General features: G+C 70.6%; 17 protein-coding genes. 15 read left to right on the forward strand and 2 right to left on the reverse strand.

What is annotated here, in order from left to right; all coding sequences use genetic code 11:
• Window positions 1-216 precede the first annotated feature (216 nt).
• Entirely contained in the window at window positions 217-1,011 is a 795-nt protein-coding gene (locus RDU12_RS04110; protein ID WP_300289864.1) for a response regulator, read from the reverse strand.
• Window positions 1,012-1,211: 200 nt separating this feature from the next.
• On the opposite strand from RDU12_RS04110, the gene RDU12_RS04115 reads away from it, so the two are divergent.
• The 6 genes from RDU12_RS04115 (at window position 1,212) to RDU12_RS04140 (ending at window position 7,320) form a co-directional block, all read left to right on the forward strand.
• Window positions 1,212-1,409 (forward strand): NepR family anti-sigma factor, encoded by a 198-nt coding sequence (locus RDU12_RS04115; protein ID WP_300289863.1) that lies wholly within the window; start codon window positions 1,212-1,214, stop codon window positions 1,407-1,409.
• Window positions 1,406-2,014, forward strand: coding sequence for a sigma-70 family RNA polymerase sigma factor (locus RDU12_RS04120; RefSeq protein WP_300289862.1), 609 nt, complete (start codon window positions 1,406-1,408; stop codon window positions 2,012-2,014). The genes RDU12_RS04115 and RDU12_RS04120 overlap by 4 nt, the downstream gene beginning before the upstream one ends.
• Before the next feature lies 1 nt (window position 2,015).
• The gene (locus RDU12_RS04125; RefSeq protein WP_300289861.1) at window positions 2,016-3,791 is read left to right on the forward strand and encodes a sensor histidine kinase; all 1,776 of its coding nucleotides are present in this window, start codon (window positions 2,016-2,018) and stop codon (window positions 3,789-3,791) included.
• Between the two features lie 37 nt (window positions 3,792-3,828).
• Entirely contained in the window at window positions 3,829-3,966 is a 138-nt protein-coding gene (locus RDU12_RS04130) for an entericidin A/B family lipoprotein (protein ID WP_300289860.1), read from the forward strand.
• 187 nt (window positions 3,967-4,153) lie between these two features.
• Window positions 4,154-5,827 (forward strand): MFS transporter, encoded by a 1,674-nt coding sequence (locus tag RDU12_RS04135; protein WP_308684144.1) that lies wholly within the window; start codon window positions 4,154-4,156, stop codon window positions 5,825-5,827.
• A 38-nt stretch (window positions 5,828-5,865) separates the two neighbouring features.
• Window positions 5,866-7,320: an NAD-dependent succinate-semialdehyde dehydrogenase gene (locus RDU12_RS04140; RefSeq protein WP_300289894.1), complete on the forward strand. Its 1,455-nt coding sequence runs from the start codon at window positions 5,866-5,868 to the stop codon at window positions 7,318-7,320.
• Here RDU12_RS04140 and RDU12_RS04145 read toward each other — a convergent pair.
• Window positions 7,317-7,793, reverse strand: coding sequence for an Lrp/AsnC family transcriptional regulator (locus RDU12_RS04145; protein ID WP_300289895.1), 477 nt, complete (start codon window positions 7,791-7,793; stop codon window positions 7,317-7,319). The genes RDU12_RS04140 and RDU12_RS04145 overlap by 4 nt on opposite strands.
• A gap of 145 nt (window positions 7,794-7,938) precedes the next feature.
• On the opposite strand from RDU12_RS04145, the gene ald reads away from it, so the two are divergent.
• From ald to RDU12_RS04190, 9 genes are all read left to right on the forward strand, one after another.
• Window positions 7,939-9,057: an alanine dehydrogenase gene (gene ald / locus RDU12_RS04150; protein WP_300289896.1), complete on the forward strand. Its 1,119-nt coding sequence runs from the start codon at window positions 7,939-7,941 to the stop codon at window positions 9,055-9,057.
• Between the two features lie 202 nt (window positions 9,058-9,259).
• The gene (gene obgE / locus RDU12_RS04155) at window positions 9,260-10,318 is read left to right on the forward strand and encodes a GTPase ObgE (protein ID WP_300289897.1); all 1,059 of its coding nucleotides are present in this window, start codon (window positions 9,260-9,262) and stop codon (window positions 10,316-10,318) included.
• Complete coding sequence (proB, locus tag RDU12_RS04160) at window positions 10,315-11,478, forward strand: glutamate 5-kinase (protein WP_300289899.1); 1,164 nt, start codon at window positions 10,315-10,317, stop codon at window positions 11,476-11,478. The genes obgE and proB overlap by 4 nt, the downstream gene beginning before the upstream one ends.
• A 36-nt stretch (window positions 11,479-11,514) precedes the next feature.
• A complete protein-coding gene (locus tag RDU12_RS04165; protein ID WP_300289903.1) occupies window positions 11,515-12,807 on the forward strand; it encodes a glutamate-5-semialdehyde dehydrogenase in 1,293 nt (430 codons plus the stop codon).
• Between the two features lie 57 nt (window positions 12,808-12,864).
• Window positions 12,865-13,047: a hypothetical protein gene (locus RDU12_RS04170; RefSeq protein WP_300289900.1), complete on the forward strand. Its 183-nt coding sequence runs from the start codon at window positions 12,865-12,867 to the stop codon at window positions 13,045-13,047.
• 74 nt (window positions 13,048-13,121) lie between these two features.
• Window positions 13,122-13,793, forward strand: a complete 672-nt coding sequence (locus RDU12_RS04175) for a nicotinate-nucleotide adenylyltransferase (RefSeq protein WP_300289901.1) — start codon at window positions 13,122-13,124, stop codon at window positions 13,791-13,793.
• A gap of 116 nt (window positions 13,794-13,909) precedes the next feature.
• Window positions 13,910-14,314 (forward strand): ribosome silencing factor, encoded by a 405-nt coding sequence (rsfS, locus tag RDU12_RS04180; RefSeq protein WP_300289902.1) that lies wholly within the window; start codon window positions 13,910-13,912, stop codon window positions 14,312-14,314.
• A gap of 9 nt (window positions 14,315-14,323) precedes the next feature.
• Entirely contained in the window at window positions 14,324-14,788 is a 465-nt protein-coding gene (gene rlmH / locus RDU12_RS04185; protein ID WP_308684145.1) for a 23S rRNA (pseudouridine(1915)-N(3))-methyltransferase RlmH, read from the forward strand.
• Window positions 14,788-15,963, forward strand: a 1,176-nt coding sequence (locus tag RDU12_RS04190) for a universal stress protein (RefSeq protein WP_308684146.1), incomplete at its 3' end; no start/stop codon positions are given. The genes rlmH and RDU12_RS04190, both read left to right, overlap by 1 nt.

Below are 15,963 nucleotides of genomic sequence, written 5' to 3' on the forward strand. Positions count from 1 at the left end.
CCAGGCGGTCGACACCGCGGCCTTCCAGACCGGGACGGTCGAGGTTCCGGCCGCCGACGCCACGACCACCGCGACGGGCGAGCCGACCAGCCCGCCGACCGGCGAGGCGCCCAACGTCAACGCTCCGACCGAGGCCGCCGCCGCTCCCGCTCAATAGGCCGCATGAAAAAAGCCCCGGTCCTGCGACCGGGGCTTTGCTCATTTCGCCGGGAGGTATCAGGCCGCTTCGCGCTGCCGCGACGGGTGGAAGAACAGCGCCTGGCTGATCGCCGCCTTCACGGTCTCGGGCTGGAACGGCTTGGTGATCAGGAAGGTCGGCTCGGGCCGTTCCCCCGTCAGCAGCCGCTCGGGGAAGGCGGTGATGAAGATCACCGGCACGTCGATCCGCTTCAGGATGTCCTTGACCGCATCGATGCCCGACGAGCCGTCGGCCAGCTGGATGTCGGCCAGCACCAGCCCCGGGCGGTGGCGGGCGACGGCGTCGACCGCTTCGTCATGGGTGGTGGCGGTGCCGGTGACGCGATGGCCCAGTTCCTTCACCAGGCTCTCGATGTCGGCAGAGATGATCGCCTCGTCCTCGATGATCAGGACGTCCGTGGCCAGTTCGGCGTCGATGTCCGCCTGGGCCTCGGCGATCAGCCGCTCCACGTCCAGGGCGTCGGCGTCCAGAATCTGCGCCGCCTCGGACGGGGTGAACCCTTCGAGGGCGGTCAGCAGGAAGGCCTGGCGCGAGCGCGGGGCGATCTGCATCAGGCGGCGCGACGCGTCGTCGCGGCCCTCGACGCCGCTCTTGTCTTCCAGCTGGGCGCCGGTCGTGGCCCAGATGGCGTGGAACACGTGATAGAGGGCGACGCGCGGCGTCATCTCCGGCGGCAACTGGCGTTCACCGGCGGCCAAGGCTTCCAGGGCCACCCGAACATAGTTGTCGCCGGTGGTCTGATCGCCGGTCAACGCACGGGCGTAGCGACGCACATAGGGCAGATGCGGCGCGAGACGGGCCAGCAGGCTCATGTAAATATTCCCCGACAAAGAAGGCGGTTCCACGCAAGATCGGAACCCAGGCAGGTTCGGTCAACGTATCAAATCGGCCACGGTTCCCACCGCCCACGCCAAAGCTTGAGCATTAAACCGTCGTAACCTAGGAACTCTCCCACGGCGCTGGCGTTCTCGGCAATCGCAACAACAGCGTCAGGGTGGCGGCCGTTCATTCGATGACAGACAATTCGAACCCTTCCCGCAAGGCGGCGCCCCAGGGCGGTCCCGCACTCGAGGAAGCACGCCTTCGTCAGCAGGCGATCGGGGTCAAGCTTCGGCACATGTTCGACGAGGTCGTGAACGAGCCCGTCCCCGACGAATTCCTCGACATCCTGCGTCGGGCCGACGAGCGCTCGGACGAGGGTGGCGCATGAGCGGCGCCTCGTCTTCGCCGCCCAAGCCGCCCTCCGCAGACGACAACGCCTTCAAGAGGGAGCTGGTCGGACTGATCCCGCACCTGCGGGCGTTCGCGCGCACCCTGACCGGCGACCCGACCGCGGCCGACGATCTGGCCCAGGACGCCATGATGAAGGCCTGGGACGCCCGCGCCAGCTATCAGATGGGCACCAATATGAAGGCCTGGACCTTCATGATCCTGCGCAACCAGTTCTACTCCGAGAAGCGCCGCTCATGGCGCCAGTCGCAGCTGGACCAGGAGGCGGCCGAACGCACCCTGGTGGCCGTCGATGATCCGGAGTCGCCCGTGGCCCTCGACGAACTTCGCCTCGCGCTCGCCACCCTGCCGGAGGAGCAGCGCGAAGCCCTGATCCTCGTCGGCGCCGGCGGCTTCGCCTATGAGGAGGCGGCCGCCATCTGCCAGTGCGCCGTCGGCACCGTGAAGAGCCGCGTCTCCCGCGCCCGCAAGGCGCTGCAGGCTACGCTGGAACGCGGCGGCTACGCCCGGGACGGGCGCGCCGCCGGCGACGCCATGCGGTCCATCCTGGCCGACGCCGATCGTCTGAGCAGCGTCCGGGGCTGAGGTGGTCCGGCTCGGGCGAACGCTCGGTCGGGGTCTTGCTCCGCCACAGTTCCACGGCATCCGCTTCCGTCTCGGCGCCGCGCTCGCCCTCGCCCTGCTGCCTGTTCTGGCGCTCGGCGCCTTCCAGGCTGACGCCCAGTTCAGGGTCCAGGATCTGCAGCGGCGCGACGACCTCCAGTTCGCCGCCGAACGGACGGCCGCCAGCGTCAAGGGCCGGCTGGACAGCACCACGGTCCTGCTCCAGGCCCTCCGGCCCGAAGCCCTGGAGCTGTTCTGCCAACCGAGGCTCACCGCCCTGGTCCAGCGCATCGAGGGCCTGGACGGCCTGGCGCGGCTAACGCCAACCGCCGAAACCGCCTGCGCCTCGCGTCAGCTCAATGACGCCTCGCCGGCCTGGCTGGTCGAGGCTGGCGAGGCGTCCTGGTTCCAGCGCCTGCGGAACGGCGAGGACACCGTCCTGGCCCGGGCCCCGGTCCGCCCCGGAGAGGCGCCCGGACTGATCGTGGCCATCCGGCTGGAGCGGCCCCTCGGCGCCTTCGACGGGGCCATGGTCGCGGTCATCCCGCTGGCCTCCCTGCAACCCGACATCGCCGATCGCGCCCTTCCGGAGGGCTCCCAGGCGGCGCTGACCGACGGCGAGGGCCAGATCCTGACCGCGACCGACCCGGAGGCGTTCACCCTGTCGCGCGGGCGCAGCGTGACAGGTTGGGTCGAACGGGCGCGGCGCGACGCCTCGGCCATTTTCGAAGCCGAAGACGCCCAAGGCCAGCGCCGCGTCTACGCCGGGGCCGCCCTGGCCGGGCGCGACGTCTACGCCCTGCTTTCGGCGCCCGCGCCGGGCCTGCTCTCATGGGCCCGCCTGAACCCGGTCGGGGCCTTCCTGGTCCCGTTGCTGGCGTGGCTGATCGCCTTTGTGGCGGTGATGTGGGTGTCGGAGCGGATCGTGGTCCGCTGGCTGGTCTATCTGGAGCGGGTGGCCGCCATCTATGCGCGCGGACGATTCTCGGTGCGCCCGGTCCAGGCCATGCACGCCCCGGCCGAGATCCGGGTGCTGGCCCGGACGCTCGACGACCTGGCCGATACCATCACCACCCGCGACGCCGCCCTGAACGCCTCCCTCGAGGAGAAGGACGCGCTGATGCGCGAGATCCATCACCGGGTGAAGAACAACCTCCAGATCATCTCGTCCCTTCTGTCGATGCAGCAACGCGCGCTCACCGACCCCCAGGCCAAGGCCGCCGTCGGCGACACGCGCCAGCGCATTTCCGCCCTCGCACTAATCTACCGCACCCTCTACCAGAGCGCCGACCTGCGTTACGCCGACGCCCGCGTGTTCCTGACCGAACTGGTCGGCCAGCTGGTCTCCAGCGAGGCGGGCCGCGGGCCGGTGGTGACCTCTTCGGTCGAGGCGGATTCGCTGGTCGTCGACCCGGACAAGCTGGCCCCCCTGGCCCTCTGGCTGGTCGAGGCGGTGACCAACGCCCAGAAGCACGCCTTCGCCGGCCGCGGCGGCGCGCTCAAGGTGCGCTTCCGGGTCGAGGGCGAGACGAGCGTGCTGGAGGTGGAGGACGACGGCCCGGGGGTCAGCGAGACCTTCCGCGCCGGCGTCGGCCGCACCCTGATGGGGGCCTTCGCCAAACAGCTGCGGGGCGAGGTCGAACTGGTCCCGGGGCCGGGCGGAGGCACGATCGCGCGCATGACCTTCGCCACCCCGGAGGCCGTCACGCCCACCGACCCCGCCGATCTCGGAACCCGGGCCGCGCCGCGACGTTCTTGATGCATACGCCGCTCCCCCGGCGAGAGGAGACTGCATCATGCGCAAGATTTTTGTTCTATTCGCCGCCGCCGCCGCCCTGACCACCGCCGCCTGCAACACTGTCGCGGGTGTGGGTGAGGACGCCCAGGCCGCCGGCCAGGCCGTCGAAGAATGCGCCGAAGGCCGGACCTGCTAGTCCCGACTTCGGTCTAGGTTCCCGACCGCGGCTCTCCCCCGACACGCGGTTCGGTTGAAGAAGGCCCGCCTGGCATCCCCACCGGCGGGCCTTCGCTTGTCCGGAGGCTTCCCACGCTTGCGCGCGCCGACGGCGACGCTAGCATCGCCGTCGGCGTCGGTGGGACGACGCCGGGGGGACGATACGCATGACCGAAGACGCGACGCGCGCCGCGCCCGAGCCCGGGTCTGGCCCGGGCCTGAAGACCGTGGTGACCGCCTCGGCCGCCGGCACCGCCTTCGAATGGTATGACTTCTTCATCTTCGGCTCGCTGGCGGGCGTCATCGCCCACCATTTCTACGCCGAGGTCAGCGAGGCCACCGGCTACATCCTGGCGCTGCTGACCTTCGGGGTCGGCTTCGTGGTGCGCCCGCTCGGGGCCCTGGTGTTCGGCTGGTTCGGCGACCGCACCGGGCGCAAGACCACCTTCCTCGTCACCATCACCCTGATGGGGCTGGCCACGGTGGCCATCGGCCTGCTGCCCGACTATGGCGACATCGGCGTCGCCGCTCCCATTTTGCTGATCCTGATGCGGGTGCTGCAGGGCTTCGCCCTCGGCGGCGAGTACGGCGGGGCCGCCATCTATGTGGCCGAGCACGCGCCGGCGAAGAAGCGCGGCTTCCTGACCGGCTGGATCCAGACCACGGCCGCGCTCGGACTGATCGGGGCCCTGACCGTCATCCTGATCACCCGCAGGATCGTCGGCGCCGAGGCGTTCGACGAATGGGGCTGGCGCATCCCCTTCCTGCTCTCCGCCCTGTTGCTGGGACTTTCGCTGTGGATCCGCATGAAGCTGGACGAGAGCCCGGCCTACCGCCGCATGGAGGAAGAGGGCGGCGAGCGACGCGCGCCCTGGCGCGAGGCCTTCCTGCAATGGAACAACGGCCGTTTCGTCCTTCTGGCCCTGTTCGGCATCATGATCGCCCAGGGCGCGGTCTGGTACTGCGGCTATTTCTACAGCCGCTTTTTCATGGAGCGGATCCTCAAGGTCGAGACCGCCACGGTCGACATGCTGATGCTGTGGCTGACGGTGGCCTCGGCCGGGCTCTACGTCTTCTTCGGCTGGCTGTCGGACAGGGTCGGGCGCAAGCCGGTGATGCTGTTCGGGATGATCCTGGCCCTGGTCGCCTTCTTCCCCGGCTTCCACGCCCTGACCAAGGCCGCCAACCCGGCCCTGGCCGAGGCCCAGGCTTCCGCGCCGGTGACCGTGGTGGCCGATCCCGCATCCTGCGCCCTGCAGTTCGACCCGGTCGGCAAGGCCGCCTTCGCCAGTTCCTGCGACATCGCCAAGAACGTGCTGTCCAACGCCGGCGTCTCCTACGCCAATGTCGAAGCCCTGCCGGGCGGCGTGGCGATGGTGCGGGTCGGCGCGACCGAGGTGGCGTCGGTCGAGGGCGAAGGCCTCTCGCCCGCCGCGCTCAAGGCCGCGCGGGCCGACGTCGAGACGCGCATCAAGACGGCCTTGGCTACCGCCGGCTATCCCGACCGGGCCGACCCCGCCCGGATGAACCTGGCGGCGATGTTCGCCATACTGATGGTCTTCATCGTCGCCGCCACGGCCCTGTACGGCCCACAGGCGGCGGCCCTGGTCGAGCTGTTCCCGACCCGGGTGCGCTATACGGCCATGAGCCTGCCCTACAACATCGGAACCGGCTGGGTCGGCGGCCTCCTGCCCGCGGCCAGCTTCGCCCTGGTGGCGGCCTCGGGGAATATCTATTTCGGCCTGTGGTATTCGGTCGCCTTCACCCTGGTCGCCGTCATCGTCAGCCTGCTGTGGCTGCCGGAAACGCGGGGGCGGGACCTGCATACGATCGGGAGCTGAGGCGTTATCGTCTCGGCATCCCACGGCGGAGACGAACCATGACCGACAAGACGGGCCGCAAGGCCGGCCTCGCCCTGCTGCGTGAGCACGCCCTCATCGCCGGCGAGCCCGTGACCTCGAAGAAACGCATCGCCGTCGACGATCCCGCCACCGACGAGATCCTCGGCCATGTGCCGAACCTCGGCGCCGAGGAGACGGAGCGCGCCATCCAGGCCGCCCACGACGCCTTCCCCGCCTGGTCGCGCTCCGATCCGCACCAGCGCGCCGCCGTCCTGCGCGAATGGGCCCGGCTGATCGACGACAACGCCGAGGGGCTCGGGGCCCTGATGGCGCTCGAGAACGGCAAGCCGTTCGAGGAGGCCAAGGGCGAGGTCGCCTACGCCAACAGCTTCATCAAATGGTTCGCCGGCGAGGCCGAACGCCTGATCGGGGAGACCCAGGACAGCCCGCTGGGCCACGTCATCCTGACCTTCCGCGAGGCGGTCGGCCCCTGCGCCTTCATCACCCCGTGGAACTTCCCCGCCGCCATGCTGACCCGCAAGCTGGGGCCCGCCCTCGCCGCCGGCTGCACCGCCGTGGTCAAGCCGGCCAGCCAGACGCCCTTCACCGCCATCGCCCTGGCCGAGCTGGCTTACAAGGCCGGCCTGCCCAAGGGCGTGCTCAGCGTCGTCACCGGCGACGCCGCGACCATCGGCGGCGTGCTGACGGCCTCGCCGCTGATCCGCAAGCTCAGCTTCACCGGCTCGACCCCGATCGGCCGGCTGCTGGCCGAGCAGTGCGCCCCGACCCTGAAGCGGGTGTCGATGGAGCTGGGCGGGGCCGCGCCGCTGATCGTCTTCGCCGACGCCGACCTCGACCACGCCGTGGCCGAGACCATCCGGGGCAAGTTCCGCAACTCGGGCCAGACCTGCGTCTGCCCCAACCGCGTCTACGTCGAGCGCTCCGTGGCCGACGACTACGCCCGCAAGCTGGCCGAGGCGGTGTCGAAGATTCCCGTCGGCGGCGCCTTCGAGCCGGGCGTCAAGGTCGGTCCGCTGATCGAGGACAAGGCCATCCGCAAGGTCCAGGACCATCTGGCCCTGACCAAGGCCTCGGGCGGCGAGGTGCTGACCGGGGGCGAGCCCCACGAACTCGGCGGCCGCTTCTTCCAGCCGACCGTGACCTTCGGCGGCGACGACGCCCTGTTCCGCCGCGAGGAGACGTTCGGCCCGCTGATCCCGGTCTTCCCCTTCGACACCGAGGAGGAGGTTCTGGACAAGGCCAACGACAGCGAGTTCGGCCTCGCCTCCTATGTCTTCACCCGCGACCTCGACCGGGCGTTGCGGATCGGCCGCCGCATCGAGGCGGGCATGTGCGGCGTCAACACCGGCATCATCTCCACCGCCGTCGCCCCCTTCGGCGGGGTCAAACAGTCCGGCTACGGCCGCGAGGGCTCAATCCACGGCATCGACGAATATGTCGACATCAAACAGGTGACCCTGGCGCTGCGCTAGACCGGCAGCGCCCCCCGCTTGACCACCGTCCGCATGGCCACGCTGGACGACACCCGCGTCACCCCCGGGATCCGCGTCAGCTCCCGAGAGTGCACCCGCTCAAGATCGTCGACGTCGCGCACCACCAGCCGCAGCAGATAGTCCGAGCCGCCGGTCATCAGATAGCATTCGACCACCTCGGGCACGGTCGAGACCGCCGTCTCGAAGGCGGTCAGCGACGCCTCCGCCTGGGACGACAGGGTCACGGTCACGAACACGCTGATCGGCAGGCCGACGGCGCGCTCGTTGATGATGGCGGTGTAGCGGCTGATCACCTCGGCCGCCTCCAGCGCCCGCAGCCGGCGCAGGCAGGCGCTCTCCGACAGGTTCACCGCCTTGGCCAGATCCGCGTTGGTCATCCGCCCGTCGCCCTGCAGGGCGCGGAGCATCTTGCGGTCGGTGTCATCGAGGGCGACAGCGGAAACAGTCTTCATGACGGGCCTCATTCGCAGATTCTGCGACTTTACGCCGTTCATACGATGAAAAGAACAGGAACCTGCGCAGCGACCCTCGCTAGATTGCCGCGCGACGCGAGGCCGCCACAGAGCGCGCCCGCACCCCGTCGGAAGAGGATCTCCCATGCGCGTCGGCGTCCCCACTGAAATCAAGAAGAACGAGCACCGCATCGGCCTGACCCCGACCGCGGTGCGCGAATACGTGGCCCACGGCCACACCGTCTCGGTCCAGCAAGGGGCGGGCCTCGGGGCCGGCTTCACCGACGACGACTACAGGAAGGTCGGCGCGAAGATCGTCGCCACCGCCGCCGAAATCTTCGCCTCCAACGACATGATCGTGAAGGTCAAAGAGCCGCAGAAGGTCGAGTGGGAAATGCTCCGCGAGGACCAGATCCTGTTCACCTACCTGCACCTCGCGCCCGATCCCGAGCAGACCAAGGGCCTGCTGGCCTCGAAATGCGCCGCCATCGCCTATGAGACCGTCACCGACGACCGCAAGGGCCTGCCGCTGCTGGCCCCGATGTCCGAAGTCGCCGGCCGCATCGCTGTCTTCTCGGCCGCCGAGACCCTGCTCAAGCACAACGGCGGCATGGGCCTGCTGTTCTGCGGCGTCCCCGGCGTGGCCCCGGCCCGCGTGCTGGTGCTGGGCGGCGGCGTCGTCGGCCTCAACGCCGCCCGCATGGCCATGGGCCTCGGCGCCGAAGTGGTCGTGCTCGAGCGCTCGATCCCGCGCATGGCCTATATCGACGAGGTCACCCAGGGCCGCGTCATCACCCGCTATTCCTCGATCAACGCGATCGACGAGGAGATGGTCAAGGCCGACGTCATCATCGGCGCCGTGCTGGTCCCGGGCGCCGAGGCGCCCAAGCTGATCAAGCGCGAAGACCTGAAGGCGATGAAGCCCGGCTCGGTGCTGGTCGACGTCGCCATCGACCAGGGCGGCTGTTTCGAGACCTCGAAGGCCACCACCCACGAGGACCCGACCTACGTCATCGACGGCGTGGTCCACTACTGCGTCGCCAACATGCCGGGCGCCGCCCCCCGCACCTCGTCCGAAGCCCTGAACAACGCCACCCTGCCGTTCGGCCTGGCCCTCGCCGACAAGGGCCTCGAGGCCCTGCGCGAGAACCCGCACCTGGCCCGCGGCCTCAACGTCCTCAAGGGTGAGATCACCTATCCGGCGGTGGCCGAGGCGATGGATATGCCGTGGAGCGATCCGTACGGCGTGTGGGCGAAGGCGTAAGAACGCGTCCCTCTCCCCTTGCGGGAGAGGGAGACCGCACACGGCGGCGCAGCCGTCGTTCTTGTGCGGTCGGGTGAGGGGTCTCTCGCTGCATCCGGCGCGACCCCTCATCCGTCTCGCTTCGCGAGCCACCTTCTCCCGCAAGGGGAGAAGGACGGCGCAGTGCCTGTAATTCGCCGCGCTTTTCCTACATAAGCCCGCGATGAAGTTTCTCGACCAGGCCAAGATCTATATCCGTTCCGGCAACGGCGGGGCGGGCGCCGTCTCGTTCCGGCGCGAGAAATTCATCCCCAACGGCGGCCCGGACGGCGGCGACGGCGGCAATGGCGGCAACGTCTGGATCACCGCGGTCGAAGGGCTGAACACCCTGATCGACTACCGCTACCAGCAACATTTCAAGGCCCAGACCGGCATCCACGGCATGGGCCGCCAGATGCACGGAGCCAAGGGCGAGGACGTCATCCTCAAGGTCCCGGTCGGCACCCAGGTGCTGGACGACGACAAGGAGACCGTGCTGCTCGACATGGACGTCGCCGGCAAGACCGAACTGCTGCTCAAGGGCGGCAACGGCGGCTGGGGCAATGTCCGCTTCAAGGGCCCGTCCAACCAGGCGCCCACCTACGCCAACCCCGGCCAGGAAGGTCAGGAGCGCTGGATCTGGCTGCGGCTGAAACTGATCGCCGACGTCGGCCTCGCCGGCCTGCCCAACGCCGGCAAGTCCACCTTCCTCGCCGCCGCCTCGGCCGCCCGGCCGAAGATCGCCGACTATCCCTTCACCACCCTGGTGCCCAACCTCGGCGTCGTCGACCTGTCGGCCACCGAGCGGTTCGTCATCGCCGACATCCCCGGCCTGATCGAGGGCGCCCACGAAGGGGCCGGCATCGGCACCCGCTTCCTCGGCCACGTCGAGCGCTCGGGCTGTCTGATCCACCTGATCGACGGAACCCAGGACGATGTGGCGAAGGCGTATCGCATCATCCGCCACGAGCTGGAGGCCTATGGCGCCGGCCTCGCCGACAAGCCCGAGGTGCTGGCCCTGAACAAGATCGACGCCCTGACCCCCGAGGCGCGCGAGGAGAAGGCCGCCGAGCTGGAGGCCGTGGCCGGCCGCCGCCCCATGCTGGTCTCCGGCGTCTCCGGCGAGGGCGTCACCGAACTGCTGCGCGCCGCTTGGACCGAGGTCCGCAGGGACCGCGGCGAGGTCGCCCCCGCCGAGACCGACGAGACCGTGGTCGAAACCCCGGGAGGCTGGGCGCCGTGACCCTCTCCGGTCCGCCCCTCGCCGCGACCGCCATCGCCGCCGCCGACCGGATCGTGATCAAGATCGGCTCGTCCCTGCTGGTGGATCGCAAGACCAATGCGGTCGATCTGGCCCGGCTGCGCGGCTTCGCCGCCGACATCGCCGGCTTCGTGGCCGAGGGGAAACAGGTGCTCGTCGTGTCCTCGGGCGCGGTCGCCCTGGGCCGCCGCCGGCTGGGCAGCCGGGCGCGCGGCCCCGGTCTTGAGAGAAAGCAGGCCGCCGCCGCCGCCGGACAGTCGATGCTGATGCACGCCTGGGAGTCGGTGTTCGACCAGCACAACATCATCGTCGCCCAGATCCTGCTGACCCGCGACGACACCGAGACGCGGCGCCGCTGGCTCAACGCCCGCGCCACGGTCGGCGCCCTGCTGGACATGGGCGCGGTGCCGATCGTCAACGAGAACGACACCATCGTCACCGACCAGATCAAATACGGCGACAACGACCGGCTGGCCGCGCGCGTGGCCCAGATGATCAGCGCCGACCTGCTGATCCTGCTGTCGGACGTCGACGGCCTCTACACCGCCGATCCCCGGGTCGACCCCGACGCCGAGCACATCCCCTATATCGAGACCCTGACGCCCGAGATCGAGGCCATGGCCACCGGCGCCAACGCCGAGGCCGGGGTCGGCACGGGCGGCATGGCCACCAAACTGATGGCGGCGCGCATCGCCGCCGAAGCCGGCTGCGCCACCCTGATCGCCCAGGGCAAGCCCAAGACGCGCAACGCCCCGACGCTGGAAGAGGGCCGCCGCTGCACCCTGATCGCCCCCGCCACCACGGTAAAGGCGGCCTACAAACAGTGGATCGGCGGTTCGCTGGCCACCCGGGGCCGCCTGACCATCGACAAGGGATGCGCCCGGGCGCTGGCGGCCGGCAAATCCCTTCTGGCCGTCGGCATCACCGCCAGTGAAGGCGATTTCGGCAAGGGCGATCCGGTCGAGATCTTCAATGAGAAGGGCGTCGAGATCGCCCGCGGCCTGGTCCGCTACGACGACAACGATGTGTCGAAGATCATGGGCGTCCGCTCCGCCGGACTGAAGGCGGCGCTGGGATATCCGGGCGGTCCGGTGGTGATCCACGCCGACGATCTGGCCCTGCGCGAAACCGCCGGCCCTTGAAACCTGAGGCGCGGACGCGACCTTAAGAGGATGACCATGACCCAGGACGCCCCCGCCCCGACCGCCGATTCCACCCTCGAAGCCGAGATGCTGGCCATGGGCCGCCGCGCCCGCGCCGCCGCCCGCACCCTGGCCCTCGCCGGCCCCGAGACCCGGACGAAAGCCATCGCCGGCATGGCCTCGGCCCTGCGCGCCCGTTCGGAACAGGTGCTCGCCGCCAACGCCGCCGACCTCGACGACGCCCGCGCCAAGGGCATGGCCCTTGCCATGATGGACCGCCTCGCCCTCGACCCGAAACGGCTTCAGGGCGTGGTCGGCGCGCTGGAATCGATCGCCGCCATTCCCGACCCGGTCGGCGTCGAGACGGCGCGCTGGACGCCGGAAAACGGTCTCGACATCGCCAGGGTGCGGACCCCCCTCGGCGTGCTGGCCATCATTTACGAGAGCCGCCCCAACGTCACCGCCGACGCCGCCGCCCTCGCCGTGCGCGCCGGCAACGCCGTCATCCTGCGCGGCGGCTCGGAATGCCTGCGCTCCAACCTCGCCATCCACGAGGCCCTGGTCGAGGGTCTGGTCTCGGCCGGCCTGTCGCCCGACACGGTGCAGATCGTGACCACCCGCGACCGCGCCGCCGTCGGCCACATCCTCACCGGCCTCGACGGGTCGATCGACCTGCTGATCCCGCGCGGCGGCCGCTCGCTGGTCGAGCGGGTCAAGACCGAGGCCCGCGTCGCCGTCCTCGGCCATCTGGAGGGCGTCAATCACGTCTATGTCCACGCCAGCGCCGATCCCGACATGGCCCGCGCCGTGGCGGTGAACGCCAAGATGCGCCGCGTCTCCGTCTGCGGGGCCGCCGAGACCCTGCTGATCGACCGCGCCGTCGCCGATACGCTGTTGCCGCTGATCGCCCGCGACCTGACGGACGCCGGCTGCGAACTGCGCGCCGACCCCGCCGCCCGCGCCCTGGTTCCGCAGGCGACGGCCGCCAATGACGACGACTGGGCGACCGAATATCTGAAGCCGATCCTGGCGGTGAAGGTCGTCGACGGCATGGACGAGGCCCTCGCACACGTCGCCCGCTACGGCTCGGGCCATACGGAGTCGATCGTCGCCTCCGACGAATCCGCCATCGAACGCTTCCTCGCCGAGGCCGACGCCGGCATCGTCCTGGCCAACGCCTCGACCCAGTTCGCCGACGGCGGCGAGTTCGGTTTCGGCGGCGAAATCGGCATCTCCACCGACCGCCTCCACGCCCGCGGCCCCGTCGGCGCCGAACAGCTGACCAGCTTCAAATACGTCATCCGCGGTCAGGGCCAGACCCGGCCCTGACCGCCGGGGAACACCCTGCCGCCCCGGTCGCTTCCTTCGTGAAAGGGAGCCCCCTCCATGACCGACAAGAACCAGACCGAAGGCCGCGACGACAACGGCGCCATTCCGCCCGGCAAGCCCGACGCCTCGACCTCCGACGCGGCCGTAAAGCGCAACGGCGAGCGCGAGCGGCGCAGCGCCGGCCCGGATGGTCCCGACGCCACGGAAGTGGGCGACACCTTCAAGACGCAGCCCGGCTGAACGTCCGCGACAGCGGGCCGCCGCCGTGTTAGGGCGCTCGTGAGCATAAGTCGCCCGAGCCCCGCGAGCCCGCCTTGACCTTCTTCCACGCCGGTCCCGCGCCGCGAGCCTCCGGCCCCCGACCCGGGGGCCTGCGCGACGGCCTCGATCTCCAGCCCGGCCTGCGCGTCGGCCTGTTCGGCGGCTCGTTCAACCCGGCCCACGACGGCCACGCCCACGTCGCCGAGACGGCCCTGCGGCGGCTGGACCTCGACCGGGTGGTCTGGCTGGTGTCGCCCCAGAACCCGCTCAAGGACCCCGCCGGAACCGCCCCGCTGGCCGAGCGGATGGCCTCGGCCCGCATCGCCGCCGCCCAGGCCGCGTCCGGGCCGTCGATGATCGTGTCCGACGTCGAGAGCCGCATCGGCACGCGCCGGACCATCGACACCCTGCGCGCCCTGACCGCCCGCCATCCCGGCGTGCGCTTCGTCTGGCTGATGGGGTCCGACAATCTGGCCAGCTTCCACCGCTGGCGCGGCTGGACCGACATCATGCGGCTGATGCCGGTGGCGGTGATCGCCCGGCCCGGCTCCGAACTGGACAGCCGCACCGCTCCCGCCGCCGCCCGTTTCGCCGCCGCCCGCGTTCCGGCGTCCCGCGCCCGCCTGCTGCCGGATCTGGAAGCCCCCGCCTGGACCCTGCTGAACGCCCCGCTGAACCACCGCTCCTCGACCGCGCTGCGGGCGGCGGCGCAGGCGGACGCGTGACGCCCCGACCCGTCTGTGCTAGGCTGCCGCTTTAGTAATCTCCTCGGAGCCCTCCGCTGACCCCCTCGCCCGCGCACGATGCGCAAGACAGCGCCGTCTCGAACACGGCGCACGAGATGGACCCGATCGCGCCCATCCACTCCGAAGACGGTCCGCAGGCCCCCCTCCCCGTCGGCTCCAACGCTCTGGAACAGGCTGTTCTGTCGCGCCTCGACGACGACAAGGCCCAGGACATCGTCCTCATCGACCTGAAGGGCAAAAGCCCCATGGCCGACACCATGATCATCGCCTCCGGCCGTTCGCACCGTCACGTCGGCGCCCTGGCCGATCACCTGCAGCGCACGCTGAAGGAACAGGGTCTGGGCAAGGTCAAGGTCTCGGGCCTGCCGCACTGCGACTGGGTGCTGCTCGACGCCGGCGACGTCATCGTTCACCTGTTCCGCCCCGAAGTCCGCGCCTTCTACAACATCGAGAAGATCTGGTCGGTCGACAGCGGTCACCGCGTCGACGCCCGCGCCTGATCTGAGCGCATGAAGCTGGCCGTCATCGCCATCGGCAAGCCGGGGCGCGGACCGGAAGCCACGCTGGCCGCCGACTACGCCGAACGCGCCACCCTCGCCGGCCGCGCGCTCGGCCTCGGCCCCCTCGAACTGGTCGACCTCGAAGCCCGCAAGCCCGGCAAGACGGCCGAGGCCGAGCTGGTCCTCAAGGCCGCCGAGGGCGCGCATCTGATCGCCTGCGACGAGCGCGGCAAGACCTTCTCCAGCCGCGCCTTCGCCGACCATATCGCCCTGCTGCGGGACCGCGGCGAGCGGCGGCTGGCCTTCGCCATCGGCGGGGCCGACGGGCTGGACGACAGCGTCCGCGCCGCCGCCGCCTCGACCCTCGCCTTCGGCCCCCAGACCTGGCCGCACGCCCTGGCCCGGGCCATGCTGGCGGAACAGCTGTATCGCGCCGTGACCATCCTGGCCGGATCGCCCTATCATCGCGACTGATGCGTCCGCTGGTCCTGATCCTGTGTCTGAGTCTGACGGCGTTGCCGGTGGGCGCCGCCGCGCCCGTGACGGATGTGGCGCGGCTTCAGGCCGAGTTCCGCGACGAACAGGCCCGCGCCCGCCGCCTGCGGGCCGACGGGACCGACGTCGTGGTCGGCTGCGTGGAGACGCACGGACGCGAGGAGACGACGACACTGCTCCAGGGCCTGGAGGTGCTGCCCCGGCGCGCCGTGGAGCGCCACGGCGAGCTGCTGCAGGAGTTCGACCTGGACGGCGCGCTGGCGCGCAAGCCCGCCGTGCTGATCCTGGACGAGCTGGCGCACGCGAACGTCGAGGGGGGCCGCCATCCGAAGCGCTGGCAGGACGCGCTCGAGCTGCTCGAGGCCGGGATCGAGGTCTGGACGACGCTCAACGTGCAGCACGTGGAGAGCCTGAACGACGTCGTCGCGCAGATCACGTTCGTGCGGGTCCGCGAAACGGTGCCCGACGCCGTGCTCGATAGCGCGGACGAGCTCGAGCTGGTCGACCTGCCGCCGGAACAACTCCTGGAGCGGTTCCGCGAGGGGAAGGTGTACCTGCCGGAGCCGGCGCGCCGCGCGGCGGACAGCTTCTTTCGCCGCGGCAACCTGCTGGCGCTCCGCGAGCTGGCGCTGCGCCGGACCGCGGAGCGGGTCGACGCCGAGGTCTCGGCCTATCGGCACGAGCACCGGATCGGCACGACCTGGCCGGCCGGAGAGCGCATCCTGGTCTGCGTCGGGCCGAGCCCGACCTCCGGGAGCCTGATCCGCGGCGGGCGGCGCATGGCGGCCGGGCTGCGCGCGCCGTGGATCGCGGCCTACGTGGAAGCGCCGGGCGCGTTCGCGATGACCGGACCGGACCGCGATCGCCTGCACGCGAACCTGCGGCTGGCCGAGTCGCTGGGCGGGGAGGTCGTGCGGCTGACCGGGGCAAGCGCGAGCGGGGAGATCCTGCGCTACGCGCGCGAGCACAACGTGACGCGCATCGTCGTGGGCAAGCCGACGCACCGGCGGTGGCGCGACGTCCTGCGCGGCTCGTTCGTCTCCGAGCTGGTGCGGGGCAGCGGGACGATCGAGGTGCACTTCATCGCCGGGGACCAGGGCGAGGCGGGGAAGGCCCCCGCGCGACCCGCGGCGGCGGACCGGCGCATCGACTGG

This window comes from Brevundimonas sp. (genome assembly GCF_031082345.1).
Classification (GTDB): domain Bacteria; phylum Pseudomonadota; class Alphaproteobacteria; order Caulobacterales; family Caulobacteraceae; genus Brevundimonas.

Excerpts from the sequence above, each read along its gene's own strand:
- RDU12_RS04110 (WP_300289864.1), bottom strand. The coding sequence starts at position 1,011 with ATGAGCCTGCTGGCCCGTCTCGCGCCGCATCTGCCCTATGTGCGTCGC.
- RDU12_RS04115 (WP_300289863.1), top strand. The coding sequence starts at position 1,212 with ATGACAGACAATTCGAACCCTTCCCGCAAGGCGGCGCCCCAGGGCGGT.
- RDU12_RS04120 (WP_300289862.1), top strand. The coding sequence starts at position 1,406 with ATGAGCGGCGCCTCGTCTTCGCCGCCCAAGCCGCCCTCCGCAGACGAC.
- RDU12_RS04130 (WP_300289860.1), top strand. The coding sequence starts at position 3,829 with ATGCGCAAGATTTTTGTTCTATTCGCCGCCGCCGCCGCCCTGACCACC.
- RDU12_RS04135 (WP_308684144.1), top strand. The coding sequence starts at position 4,154 with ATGACCGAAGACGCGACGCGCGCCGCGCCCGAGCCCGGGTCTGGCCCG.
- RDU12_RS04140 (WP_300289894.1), top strand. The coding sequence starts at position 5,866 with ATGACCGACAAGACGGGCCGCAAGGCCGGCCTCGCCCTGCTGCGTGAG.
- RDU12_RS04145 (WP_300289895.1), bottom strand. The coding sequence starts at position 7,793 with ATGAAGACTGTTTCCGCTGTCGCCCTCGATGACACCGACCGCAAGATG.
- ald (WP_300289896.1), top strand. The coding sequence starts at position 7,939 with ATGCGCGTCGGCGTCCCCACTGAAATCAAGAAGAACGAGCACCGCATC.
- obgE (WP_300289897.1), top strand. The coding sequence starts at position 9,260 with ATGAAGTTTCTCGACCAGGCCAAGATCTATATCCGTTCCGGCAACGGC.
- RDU12_RS04165 (WP_300289903.1), top strand. The coding sequence starts at position 11,515 with ATGACCCAGGACGCCCCCGCCCCGACCGCCGATTCCACCCTCGAAGCC.
- RDU12_RS04170 (WP_300289900.1), top strand. The coding sequence starts at position 12,865 with ATGACCGACAAGAACCAGACCGAAGGCCGCGACGACAACGGCGCCATT.
- rsfS (WP_300289902.1), top strand. The coding sequence starts at position 13,910 with ATGGACCCGATCGCGCCCATCCACTCCGAAGACGGTCCGCAGGCCCCC.
- rlmH (WP_308684145.1), top strand. The coding sequence starts at position 14,324 with ATGAAGCTGGCCGTCATCGCCATCGGCAAGCCGGGGCGCGGACCGGAA.